This is a genomic window from Cohnella hashimotonis, from assembly GCF_030014955.1.
Taxonomy (GTDB): Bacteria; Bacillota; Bacilli; order Paenibacillales; family Paenibacillaceae; genus Cohnella; species Cohnella hashimotonis.
On the sequence record NZ_JAGRPV010000001.1, the window covers coordinates 5,179,997 to 5,198,209 of the forward strand.

Annotated in this window: 16 protein-coding genes; all 16 read right to left on the reverse strand. The window is 55.7% G+C overall.

The annotated features are described in order from the left end of the window. Positions 1 to 44 precede the first annotated feature (44 nt). Positions 45 to 1,775: a dihydroxy-acid dehydratase gene (gene ilvD / locus KB449_RS20915; RefSeq protein ID WP_282910209.1), complete on the reverse strand. Its 1,731-nt coding sequence runs from the start codon at positions 1,773 to 1,775 to the stop codon at positions 45 to 47. A 32-nt stretch (positions 1,776 to 1,807) separates the two neighbouring features. Continuing rightward, positions 1,808 to 2,692 (reverse strand): carbohydrate ABC transporter permease, encoded by an 885-nt coding sequence (locus KB449_RS20920; protein WP_282910210.1) that lies wholly within the window; start codon positions 2,690 to 2,692, stop codon positions 1,808 to 1,810. A 17-nt stretch (positions 2,693 to 2,709) separates the two neighbouring features. Continuing rightward, positions 2,710 to 3,618 carry an ABC transporter permease gene (locus KB449_RS20925; protein WP_282910211.1) on the reverse strand — a complete coding sequence of 303 codons (909 nt, stop codon included), beginning with the start codon at positions 3,616 to 3,618 and terminating at the stop codon, positions 2,710 to 2,712. A 63-nt stretch (positions 3,619 to 3,681) separates the two neighbouring features. Continuing rightward, positions 3,682 to 5,394, reverse strand: coding sequence for an extracellular solute-binding protein (locus KB449_RS20930; RefSeq protein WP_282910212.1), 1,713 nt, complete (start codon positions 5,392 to 5,394; stop codon positions 3,682 to 3,684). A gap of 145 nt (positions 5,395 to 5,539) precedes the next feature. Continuing rightward, complete coding sequence (locus KB449_RS20935) at positions 5,540 to 7,171, reverse strand: response regulator transcription factor (RefSeq protein ID WP_282910213.1); 1,632 nt, start codon at positions 7,169 to 7,171, stop codon at positions 5,540 to 5,542. Further along, positions 7,168 to 8,916, reverse strand: coding sequence for a sensor histidine kinase (locus KB449_RS20940; RefSeq protein WP_282910214.1), 1,749 nt, complete (start codon positions 8,914 to 8,916; stop codon positions 7,168 to 7,170). Before KB449_RS20940 ends, KB449_RS20935 begins: the two co-directional genes overlap by 4 nt. 143 nt (positions 8,917 to 9,059) lie before the next feature. Then, positions 9,060 to 10,409 carry a GH39 family glycosyl hydrolase gene (locus KB449_RS20945; protein ID WP_282910215.1) on the reverse strand — a complete coding sequence of 450 codons (1,350 nt, stop codon included), beginning with the start codon at positions 10,407 to 10,409 and terminating at the stop codon, positions 9,060 to 9,062. A gap of 13 nt (positions 10,410 to 10,422) precedes the next feature. Further along, on the reverse strand, positions 10,423 to 11,181 hold the full coding sequence (locus KB449_RS20950; RefSeq protein ID WP_282910216.1) for an SDR family NAD(P)-dependent oxidoreductase: 759 nt from the start codon (positions 11,179 to 11,181) through the stop codon (positions 10,423 to 10,425). Then, positions 11,178 to 12,683 (reverse strand): M81 family metallopeptidase, encoded by a 1,506-nt coding sequence (locus KB449_RS20955; protein ID WP_282910217.1) that lies wholly within the window; start codon positions 12,681 to 12,683, stop codon positions 11,178 to 11,180. Before KB449_RS20955 ends, KB449_RS20950 begins: the two co-directional genes overlap by 4 nt. A gap of 625 nt (positions 12,684 to 13,308) precedes the next feature. Beyond that, complete coding sequence (locus KB449_RS20960; protein ID WP_282910218.1) at positions 13,309 to 13,959, reverse strand: bifunctional 4-hydroxy-2-oxoglutarate aldolase/2-dehydro-3-deoxy-phosphogluconate aldolase; 651 nt, start codon at positions 13,957 to 13,959, stop codon at positions 13,309 to 13,311. Continuing rightward, complete coding sequence (gene kduD / locus KB449_RS20965; RefSeq protein ID WP_282910219.1) at positions 13,956 to 14,705, reverse strand: 2-dehydro-3-deoxy-D-gluconate 5-dehydrogenase KduD; 750 nt, start codon at positions 14,703 to 14,705, stop codon at positions 13,956 to 13,958. The genes KB449_RS20960 and kduD overlap by 4 nt, the downstream gene beginning before the upstream one ends. A 6-nt stretch (positions 14,706 to 14,711) precedes the next feature. Then, entirely contained in the window at positions 14,712 to 15,479 is a 768-nt protein-coding gene (locus KB449_RS20970) for a DeoR/GlpR family DNA-binding transcription regulator (RefSeq protein ID WP_282910220.1), read from the reverse strand. Positions 15,480 to 15,509: 30 nt separating this feature from the next. Beyond that, positions 15,510 to 16,343, reverse strand: coding sequence for a 5-dehydro-4-deoxy-D-glucuronate isomerase (kduI, locus tag KB449_RS20975; protein ID WP_282910221.1), 834 nt, complete (start codon positions 16,341 to 16,343; stop codon positions 15,510 to 15,512). 164 nt (positions 16,344 to 16,507) lie between these two features. Further along, a complete protein-coding gene (locus KB449_RS20980) occupies positions 16,508 to 16,756 on the reverse strand; it encodes a hypothetical protein (protein ID WP_282910222.1) in 249 nt (82 codons plus the stop codon). Further along, complete coding sequence (locus KB449_RS20985; protein WP_282910223.1) at positions 16,749 to 17,345, reverse strand: hypothetical protein; 597 nt, start codon at positions 17,343 to 17,345, stop codon at positions 16,749 to 16,751. The genes KB449_RS20980 and KB449_RS20985 overlap by 8 nt, the downstream gene beginning before the upstream one ends. Continuing rightward, positions 17,342 to 18,178, reverse strand: a complete 837-nt coding sequence (locus KB449_RS20990) for a hypothetical protein (RefSeq protein WP_282910224.1) — start codon at positions 18,176 to 18,178, stop codon at positions 17,342 to 17,344. Before KB449_RS20990 ends, KB449_RS20985 begins: the two co-directional genes overlap by 4 nt. Positions 18,179 to 18,213: the final 35 nt, after the last annotated feature.

Here is an 18,213-nt window from a genome sequence, read left to right on the forward strand (position 1 = left end):
GGTCCGTAAGCCAACAAGGAACGGTTCATCGTCGATCCTCCCGATTAAGAGCAAGATCCGCCTTCGAGGGCGGGACGTGCCGTTCGCGTGTATTGCAGCAATGCGCCTTTGTGATGAAATTCCGGCGGGCTCCAGCTCTCGAATCGCAGGCGGATAATCTCGGCGATCTCCGCAGCGCTTCGCTCCCGGCCTTCCGTGCCGACGATATCGATCGTGCGGTTCGGAATATCGATCAATACGATGTCGCCGTTCGCAATGACGGCGATCGGGCCGCCATCCAGCGCTTCCGGTCCCGCATAACCTACGCATGGACCTCGCGTCGCGCCCGAGAACCTTCCGTCCGTTACCAGGGAAGTGGTGCGGGACAATGTCGGGTCCGACGCGATGAGCTCCGACATGAAGAACATCTCCGGCATCCCGACGGCTTTTGGCCCTTGATACCGAATCACGACGATGTCGCCGGGATGGATCTCTTTGGCCAGCAGGGCATCGACGGCGGCGCGTTCGGTATCGAATACCTTGGCAGCGCCTTTATGGACCAGCATGGCTTCCACGACCGCGGATTTTTTGATCGTGCACCCGGCGGGCGCCAGATTCCCTTTGAGCACGGCGAGCGAACCCTCGGATTTCAGCGGCTTCTGAAGCGGGTAGATGACATGCCGGCGATTGAGCTTGTAATTGGCGAGGAACATTTCCGCGAATTTAGGCATTTCGTTGTGGCGGAAGGCTTCGAGATTATCCCGGAGCGTATGACCGGTAACCGTCATAACGTCGAGATGGAGATGCGCTTCGAGTTCTTGCATCACGAGCGGTACGCCGCCCGCATACCAGAACAGCTCGGTCGGATAATGTCCGGCGGTCTTCGTATCCACCAGTACCGGAATCGTGCGATGGATCCGATCGAACGTCTCTGCATCCAGTTCGATTCCGGCTTCTCTCGCGATCGCGATAAGATGCATGACTGCATTCAGTGATCCCCCTACGGCCGCGTGCACCATGATGGCATTCTCGAATGCCTCCCGGGTCAAAATCCGCGAGGGCTTGATGTCGGCCTGAACGAGGCGCATCACCTGCTGACCCGCCGCTCTAGCCGCCCGCTTGATCTCCGCATTCGTCGCTGGGATCAGCGCCGTCCAAGGGAGCGCCAAGCCCAAAGCTTCTGCCATGACCTGCATCGTCGCCGCGGTCCCCATATACTGACAGGCCCCGCAGGTCGGACAGCACGCGCGTTGAAAAGCGAGGAACTCCTCCTTGGTCATCTTGTTCTGATCGACTTCCACGCTCATATGCCACAGCTCTTCGTTCGACCGCATGCAGGGTCCCGCCCCCATCGCACCGCCAGGAACATGGATGGCCGGAATGTCCAGCCGGGCGATCGCCATGAGATGGGCGGGCACGGCCTTGTCTCCTGCGGAAGCAAGCACCATCGCGTCGAAAGGAGTGGCCATCGCATGAATCTCAACCATGGAGGCAATCATGTCGCGGGAGAGCAGGGAATAATGCATGCCGTTATGCGCCTGCGCCACGCCGTCGCAAATATCGGTCGTCGTATAAATGGCCGGCTTGCCTCCCATTTGGAAGACGCCCTTCTCCATCTCCGCCACCAGCTCGCCGAGATGATAGGAGCTCGGATGGCTGGAGCCGTTCGTGCTCTCCACGAGCACCTGCACCTTGTCCAGGTCTTCGACCGTCCAGTCCATCGACATCCGAAGCGCATCGCCTTCGAAGCTGATTTTTCGGACCTTTTGACTTTCCAGTTCAGTTGCCAAGCCCATCTTGCTTTCCACCTCATCCGATTAGAATCGTCCTACTCCTTCACACTGCCGAGAACGACGCCCTTGATGAAAAATCGCTGAAGGAACGGGTAGACCAGCAGGATCGGCAATGCGCCCAAAAAGATTTGCGCCGACTTTGCCGTTTGATCGTTAATATTGGAAAAATCTTTGATTCTTCCCGACGTGAATAAGGAGAAATCCTGATTGATTACGACCGTTTGAAGGTAGCTTTGCAGCGGATAATGCGTCGGAGAATTCATGAATATCATGCCGTCGAACCAGGAATTCCAGTGGCCGACCGTGGCGAATAAAGTAACCGTGGCGAGAGAGGCCATAGACAGCGGGATGTATATTTTCCATAAGGTCGTCCAATGACCGGCGCCATCTATAAAAGCAGCCTCTTCCAGCTCTTTTGGCAAGTTCCGAAAAAAATTAAGCATCAGAATGACGTTAAATACGGGGACTGCGGAAGGAAGGATCAGCGCCCAAATCGTGTCCATGATCATCGTATACTTAACGGCCATATAGAGCGGGATCAAGCCTCCGCTAAACAGGATCGTGACCACAAAAACCCACGCATAGGCCGTTCTGGGGCGAAAATGGAGCGAATCTTTGGATAAGGGATACGCAATTAAAACCGTCAGCAGCATATTCAGCGGGACACCGATCCCGACACGCTTCAACGTAACGAGCAACGACCTGGTGAACTCGCTTTTCCCCGCTACGAATTCATAATTTTTCATCGTAAAATCCACGGGCCACAGCTTGACATAACCGGCAGCCGCGGCTTGGCTGGAGCTCAGGGATACGGCGAATACATGAAGGAGCGGAAGGATGCAAAAGATCGAGATCAACGCTAATACGGTATAATTGCAACCGACAAACAGCTTGCGGCTGAGCGAATAAGGTTCGACCAAGGCTATCGCTCCTTTCGTTAAAAAATCCTGTAGTTGGCAAAGCGATAGGCCAAATAATAAGAAAGCGAGATAAATGCGAGCGTGACGACGGATTGGAAAAATCCGATCGCGGTCGCGACGCCGTATTGCGCTTCCAAGAGGCCGATCCGGTACACAAACGTGTCCAGAATGTCGCCTGTCTCATATACCTGGGCACTGTACAGGTTAAATACTTGATCAAACCCTGCGTTAAGCACGTTGCCGAGGCTCAGAACGGACAACAGCACGATGATCGGCACGATGCCGGGCAAGGTGACATGCATCGTCTGCTTCCAGCGGTTCGCGCCATCGACGATAGACGCCTCGTACAGGGACGGATTAATGCCGGTCAGCGCAGCCAAGTAGACGATGGTATTGAACCCAAACTCCTTCCACACGTCCGAGCCCACGAGTACATACCGGAACCAAGCGTTGCTGCCCAAAAAATAAATCGGCTTGATGCCGACCCAGGCCAGGATCTCGTTCACGATTCCTTGGGAAGGAGACAGAATGTCGATCAGGACGCCGCCCAAGATGATCCAGGACAGAAAATGCGGCAAATAAATCAAAGTCTGGACGCCCCGCTTGAACGCTTCTTTACGAACCTCGTTCAATAGTAGCGCCATGACGATCGGAACGAGCAAATTCGCGAACAGCTTCATGAACGAGATGAATATCGTATTCCACAGCACCTTCGTAAAACCCGGCAATTCAAAAACATAGCGAAAGTTCTCCCATCCGATCCACTCAGATCCTCCGATGCCGCGAGCGGGAATGAACTTCTGGAAGGATATTACCAGGCCGAACATAGGCCCGTAGCAGTAAATCAGTACCAGGAGCAATCCGGGGAGTATCATGAGATGAAGCGGAAGATTGCGATATTTTTTATAAGAAAGTCGTCTCTCCATGGTCGGCACCTCCTGTAAAAAACGGGAGAAAGGTCCGCCCTTCCTCCCATCCGGTTAAGTGAATTACTTGGATGCCGCATTGACCTCTGCCGTAATCTGGTCCCCGCCGAGCTTTTTCCAGTCGCTGACGAATTTATCGAATAACGCGATGGGCTCGCCCATAATGATTTTGGTGTACGTTTCGATTTCCATCTTTTGCAAGGTTGCGTTTTTGGCCGTCATCGTCTCCGTCGGGCCGTAAATATAATCGCTTGGCTTCAGGAGATTCTCGGTTACGTACTTGTCGATGACCTTATACGACGAGTCTTTACCGAACACTTTATCGAAGCCCCAGTCGGTGACATCGGTCGAGCCCTGCGCCACCGCTAGCGATTTATTATAAGCATCCAGCTGCTGCGCGCTAAATCCGGTCGTATCCTTGCTGTCGAGCGCCGCGATCACCTTATGGTATGCCGTCAAGTTTTGGTTGGGGTTGCCCAGCGTAATCGGGAAGTACTGCCACACCTGAATGCCGTCGACCTCGTTATACGCTGCGCTGAATTCCTTGGGCTTCGAATCCATATCGACGGATAAATTCGCCAATTTAAAGAATGCTTCCGGGTGCTTCGCCTTCTTGTTCACTACGTAGTAGCTGCCAATCGAGCTTGCCGCCGTCTGCGGATTTGCCGGCGAATCGTCGATCGAGACGATCGGATATGGCTGCCAGTCCGCGTTCGGGTCGTTTTTGCGGCTGTCGCCAAGCTGGCCCAGCGTATGATACATGAGTCCGTATGTCATTCCGATCTTGCCTGCCGCGACCAGCTCGGCTTCCTTGGTCTCGTTTTTAACGCCGAATTCTTTGTCGAGCTCTCCGTCCTTATACATCGTTTGCAATTGAGTCAGCGCAGCCTTCATCTCCGGTTGTATGCTGCCGTAGACCAGCTTGCCGTCCTTGTCCTTGACCCAGTTTTGCGGATATGCATGGTAGCCGTTAAAAAATCCTTCCAGCGATCCGAATGCATCCCCGCCGTTCGTCAACAATAGCGTCTTGTTCATGGCGAGTCCGAACGTGTCGGGCTTCCCGTTGCCGTCGGGATCTTGCGTCGTAAACGCTTTCGAAATGGCCAGCACGTCCGCCATCGTCTTCGGCTCGGGCAAGTTTAATTTTATGAGCCAGTCCTTGCGGATCCACAGCATCGGGGAGGAATCGGAAGTCGCAGAGCCTCCGGGAAGAGACATCATCTTGCCGTCGAAAGTAACCAAATTCAAGCCGTTCGTAAGCGCCTCCGTATACTGCTTCACAGCCGGCATCGCATACTTGTCGTACAAGTCGGTCAGATCCATGATTTCTCCCGCCTCATACAGCTGATGGAGCTGGGTCGCGTCCACGGAATAGAAATCCGGCAAATCGCCCGAGACGATCGAAAGGTTCATTTTTTCCTTGCCTTGATCGGAATTGACCGTCCATTTGTTCTTGATAGTAATCCCGAGCTGGTCCTTGGCGTACCTCGTCCACACATTGTTGTCGATGGATTCTCCTTCGAAGAACTTGACGTCGCCGCCGAGTACGCGAACCGTAGAGACTTCGATCGGCGGATCGTATTTGCCGAGAAATAAATCGTCGTCTGCCGTGGATCCGCTTGCCGCCGGCGCAGAACCTTCATTCGAAGATGCCGCGGCGGACGGGCTCGGACTATTTTCCGCGTTTTCGCCGTTTTCTTTTCCGGAGCAAGCCGATACCAGCAACGCCAAGCTGAGAAATGCAGAAGTCCATGCGATCCTTGACCTGTTAGGCATGATTTCTTTCCCCCCGACTTCTGATAGACATCCAATTCCTTGCTTACTGATAATGATAGAACTCTCGGCCAAAACTGTATATTTCACTTCTTTTAGAAAGCTTATCTTTCGTTATGCGTTGTTGCCGTTTCGGACAAAGCCGAATCTAAGCTTCAAGCTCTGCGCGATATTCGCTCGGCGTCACGCCTGTATGCTTCTTGAAAAAACGGGTAAAGTAGCCTGCCGTACCGAAGCCGATGCGGAGGGCGATCTCGTGAATCTTCCATTTGGGGATGGCCAACAATTCCTTGGCGGTCGCGACTCGCGTATCGGCGATCACGTCGGATAGGTTGCGGCCGGTATTTTGCTTGTACAGCGCCGACAGGTAGGAGGAATTCAGATAGACGAGATCGGCTAAGGTGTTCAGGGACAAATCGCCGTCCAGATGGTCTCGGATATGCTGGTTCAGCTTGTGGATGACCCCGTTGGTACGTTCCACGAGCATGCTGTTTCTGCGGGAGAACAGCGTATCCGCCACTTCGAGAAGATATTTTAAGGCAGCGTCTTTGGACGGATGGCTGCCCAGATCCATCAGACGGTCGACCATGTTGTCTTCCGGGGCAATGCCGTTCGATGCTTTGTTCATTTGGCCAAGCAGAAGCACGGCGATCGAATAATACGTCTGCGCATACAGCCGGAAGCGATTCGGAAGCTTGGCAAACGCGAACTCCAATCTCTCGGCGAACGCCTCCGGCTGGCCGGACTCCAAGGCAAGCTCGAGGTCCAGCAGCCGCTGCGGAGAGAGCTCGACTGCCATATTCTGAGGCTTGTCCGGCTCGCATTGCGTAATCAGCATCTCCTCTCCGTTGCCCAGTCCCAGTACCATCGTTTTTTTGACGATTTGAAAATCCCTCGGAACGTCCTCCCAGGCGCTCGGTCTTCCTGTCGTTACAAGCGAAATGGGCAGATGCAGCAGGCGCTTGGTCGTCGACTGGATGCTGTCCAGCATGCCGGCTACGAATGTCAGCGTATCCGTCCATTGCTCTTCAAGACTCGTGACCGCCGTCTCTTCCATGATGCGGTGCGGCTGAATCAACCAAATGAATTGCGAATCGTACAACAAGACGGACATGAATGCGGTCGGGCGCAAATATTCCTCCGCTATATTTTGAATCGCGTTGATGAATAAGGTTTTATTCGAAGGACTCGTATTTTCTTTCCATCGATCGACTCTGCCATGCACGAGCAGTACCGAAGCTTCCGCCGAGAGCGGGATTTCAAGCTCTTGAAATCTGGTTTTCCTTCCCGACAGGGAATAACCGCCGATGTCCGTCAAGCTGTTAAACCAATCCCTTCTCAGCAGCGTAAGCTCCTGTTTGACTTGTTCTTTCGCCCGCAGCACGAATTGCTCATTGCTCGCTTCCTCCTCCAGCTCCTTAATCGCTTTGCGTATCGAAGAGAGAATGGATTCGTCTCCTTCCGTTTTCAGGATATAATCGACGCCGCCCCCCCTGATCGCGCGCTGAATCGAGGAGATATCTCCGATTCCCGTCAAGAAGATCACCTTGCACTTGGGCCAACGAGCGCGAATCCATTGCTGAAGCTCTATGCCGTCCATTTCGGGCATCCGAATATCGCTGAGCACGATATCCATTTTCGCGCGGGTAAGTCTCTGTATCGCCTCTTCGGCGGAATAAGTCCTGTAGACGTCCAGATCCAAATCCGGAACCTCCGACAGCATTTCGTATAAACCGTCTACCGTGTATGGCTCGTCGTCCACGATAAGCAATTTGATCATTGATCTCTCTCCCCGATCGGAATGATGATTTCCACCTTCAAGCCGCCGCGAGCCCCTTCGCTCAGGCGCAGTCCCGCTGCTTCGCCGAATTTGATCTTAAGCCTGCGATGGACGTTAATCATGCCCGTGCTCTCGGCGAATCCGTCGTTCGCGCGCAGCACTTGCTTTAATCGCTCCAGCTTCTCCGCGGTGAACTCATGCCCGTTATCCTCGATGGCAATAATGAGCTCGTCTGGACGAAGGCTGAATTCGACGTTCATCCAACCGTTTTTCGACTTCAGCTCCAAGGAATGTTTGTAGGCATTCTCGATGATCGGCTGCATGATCAGCCTGGGTACCTGGATTGCCGCCGCGCCTATCGGCAAGTCACCGAAATGAGCCTCTACGCGATTGGCAAACCGGATGGATTGGATCTCCATATACGTTCGGGCATGATGCGCTTCCATCTCGAGCGGCACTTCATCCGTTCCATCCCGCGTAATAAATTGAAAATATTCTCCCAGATGCTTGGTCAGCCGCATGAGGTTCTCATTGTCCTCCAGCTGCGCCATCCGATATAAAATAAAGTAGGTGTTATATAAAAAATGCGGATTGATCTGCGACTGCAGATGACGCAGCTCGGACAGTCTGGCCCTGTATTGCTGCTCGTACACCTCATGCACCAGCACGTTCAACTTCCTGGCCATGCTGTTGAATTCCTCGTACAGGTAGCCGAACTCATCCTTCAGCGGATAGGTGACGGTATGATTGAACTGGCCTTGCTCGATCCGCCGAAAAGACTGGAGCAGCGAGATGAGCGGCTTGTGAATGATTCTGTAAATGCTATAAGAGAAAGCGATTACAATTACGATCGAAGCCAAGGATAAAATGATCAGCCATACCCGGTGGGAGGCGAGCTGCTGGTTCACGTCTTTGGTAGGGACATACATAAGCAAGCTCATGCCTAAATGCTCCGAGTCTTTGCGCGTGATCAGGTAGGATTGTCCATCAACGTCAACCTTGCGCGTCGCATTGCTGTCCGTACTCTCCATCAGCTCCGGCTGGTCCATGATGATTTCGCTTTCGGCGTTGAGGGTCGTTTTCGCGATGATTCGATTCGTCGCTTTCTCGACGAGAACCGCCCCCCCGCCCTCGTTCGTGTAGCTGTCGAGCGTCGACACAAGCTCGGGAATCGATATTTCTACGGCCGCGACGAATATAGGGTCTTTGCCTCTGCTTGAAGGAGGATAAACGAGCGTGACGAATATTCGGTCCTTCCAAAATAGAAAGGGAGATTCCTTGGTCTTCAACGGACCGCTCATCGCCTTGAACTGGTTCGCGTCGAAGTCCTTAATGCCTTCCATGTTAGAGGTGATGGTCCGGTCGATCAAAGGGATGAACACGGACGCTTCCTCTACGAACTTGCTCGAACGGTTAAGAATGTCGAGATGATTTTTCAACCGCAAATTCGCTTGCGTCTTTTCCACGTCGGACATGATCTCGGCGGTAATGCTGAGCTTCATTAAATCTTCGTCATTGATATAATCCTGCAAGGTTAGGAGAATGCCTCCAAAGTCATTATCCAGAAGCTCCATGTACAGATTGACGCGGGAGGATAAAGAATGGGTAATTTCTTTATTTACATTTTTGAGCCCCGACATATTAATCTGAAGACCGATGATGTACAAGGGACTGAGGACCACCAGAAAGGTCAAAACCAGTTTGGGAAAAACGCGAATAGCGGCGACTTTATCGACCATTCTCATTCATTTACTTGCCTCCACGGTTAATTATTGTTTTCTATATTATACTTTCAGACCCCTGGCGCCGATAGATTGTTAAAATCCCTGATCCATAATGCTGAAATAGGACTGATGAAATTCATCAGCCCTGCCTGAACTCTATTCGTTTAAACAGCGTGCAACTTGGCTAATAGCACTGCATATTTCGGAAGATAAACGCTCAGCTTCCGATCGCCCGACTGCAGATCGTGATATTCCGGCGAGTCGAATCGGCGTTCACGGTCCAGCACGGCCCATTCGCAATGCGTAAATCGCTGGTTCGCGGCAGGCGTCCACGCCAGCTCGTATTCCCGGCTCTCCCCGCGGAAGTTGCTTACCCATATGGCGGAATCGCCGTTTTTGCCCGACACGCCAAGCGCATAAACCCCTTGCAACCCATCCTTGATATTCGCTTCGATCCGATAATCATATTGGCAAAGCTCGTTGAACTTCGCGAACACATCATACATTTTCTGAGGGTTGCCGTACATATCGAACAGTCCGCAGAACATGCTGTGAGGCTGCGCATCGTAGTAATTGGCTTGATGGACGGGGCAATCCTGAAGCAGCGCAAACAATGCTGCCGAGAACGCTGCGCCCTCCTCGTTTTTCTGGCGCTCGAACACGCGTTTTCGATGCGCCGCTCCCTCCGGCCTCCAAAGCAGCTTTGCCGCTTCCTCGCTGTCGAAATGGAGATAGCCCCATTCATTCAAATGGCATTCCATATCCATATAGCCGGCTTCCTCGAGCCATTGCCGGACAAGCCGGGCGTTAGCCGCAACCTTCTCGGGATCGTCGGCGTACGTATGCCAAGTAAAAAAGTCCAAGGGAACAGCGTGCTGCCGGCAATAGGCGATAAATCCGCGCGTAAAAGGATGGTTGACCATCGTGGCGGCCTGTCCGCCTACCTTCAACGACGGATCATGCTGCTTGATGGCAGTAGAAGCGACGCGGTACAATTCATAATACTGCTCGTCGGTGCCCGACCACATGACTTGTCCGTCCGGATTGTCCGGTTCGTTCCAGATTTCCCAGTAACGGATATCGTGATGGAACCCGTCGGCCCATCCCTCGTTATAATGCCGGATGATGCCGATGCAAATACGGGCCCACTTCGCATAGTCCGCGGGTGGGTGAACGTAATATTTTTTGGACGTATGTTCGATGCTTTCGCCAAGCCTGTAGACGATTTTGGCTCCCGTAGCTACGATTGATGCCAGATATTGATCCGTTTTAGAGAAATGATAGCTGGCGGGATCCTCCGGATCTTTGCCGAAGTCGGGAAAGATCGTATGGATATCCACCTCGCCGGGATTCGGCCAATTTGTGTCATGAAGCCTCGCCAAAGGAATGCCCGCCTCTCGGTAAGCGGGAGTGACGTCAACCAGGGAACCTGCCGTGACGGGGCCGTTATTGACGCCATGCAGCTTTTTAAGCGGCGCCGACTTGCGGGTAAAGTCCAATCGAATATCAGGCATTCGCTTTCCCCCTCTAATGCATGATCCAGCCGCCGTCTACGTTTAAGGTCTGGCCGGTCAAAAAATCGCTGTCCGAAGCGGCTAAAAATACGAAGACGCCTTCCAGATCGCCGGCCGTCTCGCGTCTTTGGAAGCTTTGCAGCTCCGCCATTTCCCGTTCGAGCCGAGCCGGATCGTATTGGTGCATGTCCTCGCCTTCCGTCTCCGTGAGCACGGCGCCGGGCGTGACGCAATTCACCGCAATGCCGTGTTCCCCCACCTCTCTGGCGAGCGCGCGCGTAAATCCGACAACCGCTCCTTTAGAAGCGACATAGTGCAATAAATTCCGCTGCCCCGTAAAAAAGGTAACCGACGACACGTTGATGATTTTCCCGTACCCCTGCGTCTTCATGTGGGGGAATACCGCCTTGGCGCAATAAAATTGCGACTTCACGTTCGTATTCATGACGCGGTCCCATTCATCGCCCGTTATCTCGTGCCAATGGCATCGCGGATCGATACCCGCGTTGTTAACGAGTACGTGGACCGTCCCATACCGCCTCACGGTCTCATCGACCGCTGCCCGGACTTCGGCCTCGACCGACACGTCCGCCTGGATCGCAAAAGCGTCGCCGCCGTCGTCCCGAATCGAAGCGGCAACCTGCTCCGCCAACTCCGGCAAAAGATCTACGACGACAACGCTCGCTCCTTCCCTGGCGTACCGCCTCGCCACGGCGGCGCCGATCGATCTCGCGGCTCCGGTTACGATCGCGACTTGGCCCCGTAATCTCATAGCCGAGACTCCCCCCGCCACTCAAATTCATCCTCGAAAGGGTAGAACGGCCGCGGAAGCCGCCGATAAATCAAAGATCGGATGTTTGCGGGACTGCTGCCCGGCGTATCGAGAATAAAAATATGCGGCGAAATTCGTTCGTAATCGGCTCGAAATTGATTGGCCGATTTGACCAGCAGGAGATCCGCTTCCGACGGCTCGAGTCCCACGCTGCGATACATGGCGGGATCGCCGCTGAAAGTCGGCCACTCGCTCAGCAGCAGCGATATCGATCCGATCTGCAGGACGACGCAGCGCCCCATGTTCCCCGTCGTCCCCTTTAAGCTACCGCCTCCGAATTGAAATTTCCCGTCACCGATCGTCCGGACACGTCCCAGCACGCGAATGGGCACGCCTTGCTGCGTATTTTTACTGCTCGTATATCCGACGTCTACTTCGATCATGCTGCCGACGCCCGCATCGATCGCATACGCGACCGCCGGGGCGTCCACCATCGTCAGCAGGCAGACTAATCGGTCCTGCACGCCGAGGTCGAGCAGCTCCTTCAACACATAGTTGCTGTCGCCGGTCGATCCGGCTCCGGGGCTGTCCGCGGAATCCGAAATAATAAACGGCCGTCCGGCCGTTCGCTCCACAAGCGCTCTTGCGACGATATCGCGCACGGCGTGCAGCTCGATCTGGAATTCATGCCGTTTGTCCCAAAATAAATCCGCCATCCGATCCGCTTCCTTGGACACGATATCCGCATCTTCTCCAACGACCACGACGCTGCTGCCCATATCGGGCAGATCGAGCCACGGCTGGACGGGAAACAAGGACGTATACAGGGAATCGCCCCTGGATTCGCCGGCGCGGGCTTCCGTCCATAAATCAAAGAAGGGGCCGTGCGAGGTTTGACTATTTTCCGCCGGTACGATCATGGGTATTTTGCGAAAAGCGATGACCGGACGAACGCCCTTATTCAATATCGAGAGGAAAAGCTTACCCGCGCGGATACCGGTATCGTGGTGATCGGTATGCGGAAACGTACGGTATCCGATGATCCCTTGTACGCCCTCCACGATCTTATAGGTGACATTGGCGTGCAAATCTAGGGAGACGACGATGGGCTTCTCCGGACCGAGGCGCGTTCGGACCTCCTCGACGAGCGCGCCACCAGCATCGTCGCAGCCCTCTGCCGCCATGGCGCCGTGCAGCGCCAAATAAGCGCCGTCCCCGGGTCCTGCGCGATTCAGACATGAGATTAGCAGCTGCTTCAGCTCTTCCCAAGCTTCCGCGCGGATGATTCCTGAAGATACGGCAAGCGCGGAAACGATCGGCACGATTTCTACCTCCTCGCCGCCTGTCGCCTCCATGAATCCGGTCAGTTCCGTCTCGGCCTTTGAATCGCGGATTTCTTCGCCTAACGCGAGCTGGAATCTGCGGAAATCGTCCATCGTGCTCATCGTGGGGCTAAATGTATTGCTCTCTTGGATGATGCTCATCATCCATATTCGCTTCACTGACTTTCCCTCCCGCTAGTGAAGCATAGACAACTAAGGTCAGTATATAAAGCGAAGTCGGGCTCGTATATGGCACACTTTTTAGAATCGTTCTCTTTCATTTGGATAAAGCCTGCGTATATGATCGGCAGTCCTTTTGTATTCTTCCGCGGACGGCAAATGCTCCAACATCAGCGGGATATCCCTGCCTACATTCTTTGATTAAATTTGCATTGTCATAGTAGAGCAGCGGATTTGTGATCATATTTACCGGGTCCAGATGTACGGCGAATGCCTTGCGATCGACCGCGCGAATCAAGTCCAGGTAAATGTCGGCGCTATAGGGAATATCCACGGCATGGTCTCCAACACATAGAACGTGTTCCTTGGTTTCACGGCGTCTATGATTTCACGTACCGAGTCCACGATAAGCCCGAACGTGTCTTGAGAGAAATGATCCGTTGGTCGTCTTATGGCGGACCCATCGCGGAGGGCGAGACCTCGCTCGATTATGGCGCGTCTGCGTTCCGGGCGCGATGAATTCCTGCAGTCCCCCCAAATAGGCGCAGCTGCAACATCGCACTTAGCCCCCGATAATGAAAAAACAGGACCGATCGGAGCTTCTCCGATCGGTCCTGCTTTTTCATTATGCCTTCGCAACCTCATCCGCATAAGCCCGCGCCAGCTTCGCCAGCGCCTTGAAGTCGCCGTCCGCGACGAGCTTTTTGTCCACCAGGTTGCCGCCCAGGCCGACGGCTACCGCGCCGGCGTCCAGCACGGACCGGATGTTCTGCAGGTTCACGCCGCCTGTGGCTACCATTGGGATGTGGTTCAGCGGCGCGCGGATCTCCTTGAGGTAACCGACGCCGAGACTGCCGAGCGGGAATACTTTGACGGCCGATGCGCCGGCCTTGTAAGCCGCCACGATCTCGGTCGGCGTCATCGTGCCCGGCCATACTTCGATGCCCTGCTCGACGCCGAAGCGGACGACCTCAAGATCGAGGTTCGGCGAGATGATGTACTCCGCCCCCGCCGCCGCCGCTTCCTTGGCTTGCCCCAGATCGAGCACCGTGCCCGCGCCGATCCGCATGCGGCCCTCATAACGCTCGCGGAACCGCGAGATCATGCCGAGCGCGCCGTCGGTGTTCAGCGTCACTTCGAGGAAGACGACGCCGCCCTCGGCCAGCGCCTCCGCGGTCGCGTCTCCCTTGTCCTCCGGGATGCCCCGGATAATGGCGACGATCTTGCTCGCCGCCAGCGACTTCATCAGCTCGCTCTGCTCTCTGCCCGTCGTCATCGCGCCAGCCAACCTCCGTCCACGCACAGCACATGGCCGTTGAGATAGTCGGACGCGGCGGATGCGAGGAACACGACCGGCCCCTTCATGTCTTCGGGCTGGCCCCAGCGGCCTGCCGGGATACGGTCGGTGATCGATTGGTAGCGGGCCTGATCCGCGACGATCGGCGCCGTGTTGTTGGTCGTCATGTAGCCGGGCGCGATCGCGTTGACCTGGATGCCTTTGCTCGCCCATTCGTTGGCGAGCGCCTTGGTGACGCCTGCGACGGCATGCTTGCTCGCCGTGTAGCCGGGCACGTTGATTCCGCCCTGGAACGTCAGCATCGAGGCGATATTGATGATCTTGCCGCTGCCACGCGCGATCATATGGCGGCCGGCCAGCTGGCTGAGGAAAAAGACGGCGTTCAGGTTCAGATCGATGACGTCGAACCAATCCTGGGCCGCATGGTCCGCGGCCGGCGTGCGCCGGATCGTGCCCGCGTTGTTCACGAGAATATCGATGCTGCCGAAAAACGAGAGTGCCTTCTCGAATACGCCTTCCAGCCCATCGAGCTCGCTCAGATTCGCGGAGATCTGCTCGATCGTGCCGCCCGCCTCGCGGACGGCCGCTACGGTCGCATCGCAGTTGGAGGAAGCGACCGCGACGACCTTGGCGCCGGCTTCCGCGAGCCCGAGCGCCATCGCCTGTCCCAGTCCGCCGGAAGCGCCGGTGACGAGTGCCGTCTTGCCGGTTAAGTCGAACAACATGCTATATCATTCCTTCTCTTGGTTGATGAGTAATCTGACGCCGGCTTGCCTGTATTGGGAAGCCACTTCCGGCGAGAGCCCGGCGTCGGTAACGATCGCCTCGACCTCGGTCAACTGCGCAAAGGTGAATAGCGCGCCCTGCCCGAACTTGTGATGGTCCGCCGTCACGAAGGACTGCTGGGCCGTCTCGATGAGCGCGCGCTTCATCTCGCTGAACTCCCCCGTATAGATGGTGAAGCCGGAGTCCGGCTGAACCCCCGTCGCCGCGAGAAACGCCTTGCGGATATTGAGCTTCCGCACGTAAGCGACCGCATCGGCCCCAACCAGCATATTGCGAACGCGATAGCCGCCGGGCACGACGAGACGAATGGCCTCCTTGCGGACGAGTTCGCTGATGATAATGATGTCGTTGGTCACGACGGTCATCGGCTGGTTCGGCAGCTGCCGGGCCATCTCCTGCATCGTCGTGCCGCCATCGAGCGCGACGATATCGCCGGGCTCGATCAGGGATACCGCCAGCTTCGCGACCTCCGCCTTTTCGGCCGCATGTCGCGCGACCGGATTTTTGAGCGACAGGATGCCGAGCTGGTCCGCCTGCGCGAGCATCGCACCGCCGTGCATGCGCTGCAGCAGCCCCTTTTCCTCGAGCTTGGCCAGATCCTCGCGGATCGTTTTCCCCGTCACCTCAAGCCGTTCGCTGAGCTCGGCCACCGTCACCTCGTTCGCGGCCAGCAGCATCTCCATGATCATCTCGTGTCTGCGCAGAGGGTTCATTGCCGAATCTCCAATCCTAGCGATTTCCTTCTATTTTATATCTTTCATCGCGACTGCATCCATATCCTCGAAAATTTGATTCTCGCCGGCCATGCCCCAGATGAACGTGTAGCTGCTCGTGCCGACGCCGCTGTGGATCGACCAGCTCGGCGAGATGACGCTTTGCTCGTTGCGTACGGCCAGGTGGCGCGTCTCCTGCGGCTCGCCCATCAGGTGGAAGACGACGCCGTCTTCCGGCATGTCGAAGTAGAAGTAAACCTCGGAGCGGCGGTTGTGCGTGTGGCAGGGCATCGTGTTCCACATGCTGCCGTCCTTCAGCAGCGTCATGCCCATGACCAGCTGACAGCTCTGGATGCCGCCGGTGTGGATGTAGCGGTAAATCGTGCGCTCGTTGGAGTTGGTCAGGCTGCCCAGGTGGTTTGGCGACGCCTCGCTGATCGCGGCCTTCACCGTCGGGTACGTCTTGTGGGCGGGCGTCGAGTTCAAGTAGAACTTGGCCGTCTGCGCGCCGTCGTCGCTCGCGAACAGCACTTCCTTGGCTCCGAGGCCGATGTAAAGGCAATCCTTGCTCGCCATCGCATACGTTTCGCCGTCGACCGTTACCGTGCCCGCGCCGCCGACATTGATGATACCGATCTCGCGGCGTTCCAGGAAGGTAGCGGCGCCGATCGCTTTGGCATCCGCCTCAAGCTTGACGGAGCCGTTCACCGGCAGCGCCCCGCCGACGATAAAGCGGTCGACATGCGTGTAAGTCAGCGTCAGCTGGTCCGGCTTGAACATCTCTTCGATCAGGAACTCCTCGCGCAGGCGCGCGGTGTCGAATGCCTTCACTTCGCGGGGATGAGATGCATAACGGTTTTCCATGTCAGTAAAACCTCCAATTGTTTATTTATGTTCATATAAGTTTGTATAGGTTTATATTATAGCAGTATCAGTTCGTTTACAACCTTAAAAATACAAAACACCGTTTCCAGACAGCAAAAAACCATGCAGCCCGCAGGCGCATGGCTCTAGCTTCACCATTCCGTTTAATCCCTGATCGTGCGCTTTTCAATCGCATCCAGCCTTCGTCGAAGCTCCACGTTCTCTAGACGCAGGCGGTTCAACTCGGCTTTACAGGCTTCCACCAGCAGCAAAAGGCCCAGGCCGGCGGTAAAGCCGAAGAGGCCGACCCACGCCGCCTCATGCGATGTCAAAAGTCCGACCAGAAAAAAGACGATGCCTGCGATCATCAAAAGGATCGCAACGACAAGCGTCCTGCGAAACGCTTCAAACATCCGGTATCTCCTCCTCCGCAAGCTTTGCGGCCACGTACTCGCGACCCAGCCTCCGCACGAGCGCGATCAGCCAGATGCCGGCCGCGAGCTGGCCTAAGCCGGCAAGCACCGTCATGACCGCCACGAATCCGGTATAACCGTTCAAGCCGAACGGCAGAACGAAAAGCATGACGACGCCCGTCGCGAGACTCAGATTCCATGCCGCGCGAAACGAACGCGCCAACGCTTTGAGGCCGCCCGATGCGGCCGTATGCGCGAATCCCTCGCACAAGCCGTACAACAGCGCGAGCAGGCAAAGCGCCGAAAAGCCGATCGCCGACAAAGCGGACAGCGCGTAATATCGATCCGTCTGCACAATCATCACTGCGGCCGGCATCGCTCCCGCCAGCTCGGCAATCGACAGCACCAGCATAACGGCCGCCGCCAGCTTGGCGATCCCGAATTCTTTTCGGCGATCCGGGAAGCCGTACAAACCGAGCAGAATCAAGATGAATCCAAGCGTATCCGGCAGCAGGTCGAAGTTGTTGAACCTAAAATCGAACAGCATGAGGCCCAGTCCCCACGCCATCTGCGAGCAAGCGGTCCTCATTCCTTCGACCTCCTCTGTGCCTTGACGTATTCGCGAATGGCCGACTGCGTCGGATAAGGATGCCGCTCCATCGGAATCATTTGCACCCGGTCGATGCCGGACTTATCCGTGTATGCAAGCCGGAGTCGCATGGCGACGGGCTGGAGGTAAAGCTGTGAATTTACGGGGACCGGAAAAGCCGCCATAAGCGATATCGAAGTGCCGGCTTCGATCCCGCGCGGAAAGACGGCCGTCTCTGTTCCAAAATACAATTCATAAGTAAATGCGGAGCCAATCTCGTTCAAAAGAGAGGAGCTGAAGCCGGTTGCCGTGACAGGTTTCTCCACCCTGAACGTAGCGGTTCGCGTGCCGACAGTGGATCCCGATGTGCTCACGCCGCCGATCGAACCGTCGCTCCCCCGATCCTCCCCCCGATACACGATCCTCTTGCCGATATCCGACGTCCCCCGCGTGCCGTCGCTGTAGTTGACGTCGACCGAACGGATCGTCAGCGGCGCTGCCGCCTCGGACGGCGAATCCTCCTTTTGCTCGCCCGGCTCGAAATGTCCGATCAGCCGATAAAGCTTCTGATTTCTAAACGTCATATATGCCGAGATCGGATAAAACTGCAGCGCCGGCAGCCCCTCGATCGAAACCGAAACGGGCAGCCGCTTATCGTCGTTGTTCGCGATATAATACAGCATAAAAGAGTCCCCGGGCGAATCCGTCACTTCGATGAGATGCGATAAAAAGCGGCCTTCGGGCAGCCGGCCCGTTTCGTGCGAATAAATATTGCCTGCCCAGCTTGCGACCAGAGCAACGACGACCATCCATCCAATGTACGCCTTCCGCAAATGATCTCCCCTTTCGCCTCGCCTGTCGGCCTACG